Annotated in this window: 2 protein-coding genes; both read left to right on the plus strand. The window is 44.3% G+C overall.

What is annotated here, in order from left to right; genetic code table 11:
• Nucleotides 1-988 (plus strand): amino acid--tRNA ligase-related protein (locus VLN09_RS09755; protein WP_325246026.1); only part of this gene is annotated, 988 nt, incomplete at its 5' end.
• A 67-nt stretch (nt 989-1,055) separates the two neighbouring features.
• A partial coding sequence (locus VLN09_RS09760; RefSeq protein WP_325246029.1) for a lysophospholipid acyltransferase family protein occupies nt 1,056-1,958 on the plus strand: 903 nt, incomplete at its 3' end.

The following is a 1,958-nucleotide window of genomic DNA, read 5'->3' on the forward strand; positions in this document are numbered from 1 at the left end:
TGCTGAAGCCATGCGTGATTATGCCTCAGACAAGCCTGACTTGCGTATTCCGCTTAAATTGATTGACGTTGCAGACTTGATGAAAGACGTTGATTTCAAAGTGTTTGCCGGTCCTGCTAACGATCCTAAAGGTCGCGTTGCTGCCCTACGTATACCAGGTGGCGCTTCATTAAGCCGCAAGCAAATCGATGCCTATACCAAGTTCGTTGGTATCTATGGTGCACGTGGTCTGGCTTATATTAAAGTCAATGACGCTAGCAACATCAATAACGGCGTGGATAAAGAATCTGGTCTACAGTCTCCTATCATTAAGAATATGACTGATGATGTATTGGTAAGCCTAATTGAGCGTACTGGTGCAGAAAGCAATGATATTATCTTCTTTGGTGCGGATAAAGCCAGTGTGGTGAATGATGCCATCGGCGCACTACGTCAAAAGATTGGTCTAGATCTAGAAATGACCACTTGTGAGTGGGCACCACTTTGGGTAACTGACTTCCCGATGTTTGAAGAAACTGAAGATGGTCGCTGGACATCAATGCACCATCCGTTTACTAAGCCAAAAGGTTCAGTTGAAGAATTAAAAACCAATCCTGAATCTGCCCTTTCTATCGCTTATGATATGGTATTAAATGGTACTGAAGTGGGTGGTGGTAGTTTACGTATCAATACGCTTGAAATGCAAACAGCCGTGTTTGAAGCATTAGGTATTGATGATCAAGAAGCAGAAGACAAATTTGGCTTCCTGCTTGACGCGTTAAAATTTGGCGCGCCGCCGCATGGTGGTTTGGCATTTGGTTTGGATCGCTTAATCATGTTGATGGTAGGCGCAAGCTCTATTCGTGACGTGATTGCCTTCCCAAAAACCAAAACTGCTGAGTGTCCATTAACCCAAGCACCGGCTGAGGTGAGTACTAAGCAGCTACGTGAGCTTGGTATCCGTGTCCGTGAAAAGGTACAAGCTGACACCAGTAAGTCTGCTGAATAAATAGTCTGATCATGCGAAGCTATTTTTTACAGTGCTTACTACGTGATTCATCACTGTGTGAATGGTCATGAATCCGTATCATATTTTCAAAATCGTGCCACTGTCTGTATTGCAGATGCTGGCACGTTTTGTTGCGTGGATAATCTTAAGGATGCCAAGCGCTAGTATCATGCGCACGGTTAAAATCAACATAGCACTGATTGCACCTAAGTTATCTGATTTACAGAAACAAGCGTTAATCAAGGATATTATCTATCATCAATGCTTAACCAGCATTGAGTCGATCAAAAGCTGGGCGATGTCACCTGATTGGAGTATCGCTCAAATTCGTGACGTCCATAATAAGGACATTTTACTTGATGGACTTGCCAGTCCTAACGGCATGCTCGCGATCGTACCGCATTTGGGCACGTGGGAGATGATGAATGCTTGGCTCAATCAATTTGGCTCGCCAACCATCATGTATAAACCCGTAAAAGGCGACATTACCAACGATTTTATATTGCAAGGTCGTGCGCGTCTCAATGCAACTTTGGTTCCTACCGATGGTAGCGGCGTCAAGGCGGTTTTCAAAACCCTCAAACAAGGGGGTTGTAGTATTGTCTTACCCGACCACGTTCCTGACCGATCAGGCGGTGTCATCGTGCCTTTTTTCGGCATTGAAACGTTGACCAGCACCCTTGCCTCCAAACTTGCTAGTAAAACCAAATGTGCACTGGTCGGATTGGCATGTATTCGCCGTGACGATGGGCATGGTTTTGATATTTATTGCTATAAACTCGATGACCCAGCATTATATGATCGCAAGACTGAAACAGCAGCTTATGCGCTGAATCATGCTATGCAAGCTATGATTGAAGCGCATTTTAGTCATTATATGTGGGGCTATCGGCGCTTTAAACATATCCCAGTTATAAATAACCCTTATGTCGCTGACGATGCAGATTTGGCGGCATTTATTGATACTTAT

The organism is Psychrobacter sp. (assembly GCF_035469765.1).
GTDB lineage: Bacteria > Pseudomonadota > Gammaproteobacteria > Pseudomonadales > Moraxellaceae > Psychrobacter.